Source organism: Mesorhizobium sp. Mes31 (assembly GCF_024519675.1).
Taxonomy (GTDB): Bacteria; Pseudomonadota; Alphaproteobacteria; order Rhizobiales; family Rhizobiaceae; genus Mesorhizobium.
The window spans coordinates 1-249 of record NZ_JALJRL010000087.1 but is presented as its reverse complement, the minus strand read 5'-3'; the positions used below and the strand labels follow the sequence as shown (position 1 = coordinate 249).

The 249-nt window shown below is 61.8% G+C and carries 1 protein-coding gene; it reads left to right on the top strand.

All coding sequences use genetic code 11. The features are described 5' to 3' along the window. On the top strand, positions 1 to 249 hold a 249-nt coding region (locus tag NR193_RS33410; protein ID WP_256754904.1), incomplete at both ends, for a DUF2840 domain-containing protein.

Sequence of the window (249 nt, the reverse complement as noted above, 5' to 3'; positions counted from 1 at the left end):
TCTTCGCGTTCGTTCGCTGGGCCGCGAACGACTTCGGAACGATCATCTCACGCATCGATATCGTGCGTGCGGTCGCACGTGGCGATGCCTATCAGACACTACCCTTCGTGTGCCCCGGCGGCGATATCCTTCTGAAGGTCGAGAGCTGGCCCAAGGTCGAACGCGTGCTGCAGGCGATCGACGCCATCCAGCGGCTCGACATCGAGCCTGAGTTGGTGTCGCCCGATCATTGGCGGCACATCCACAACC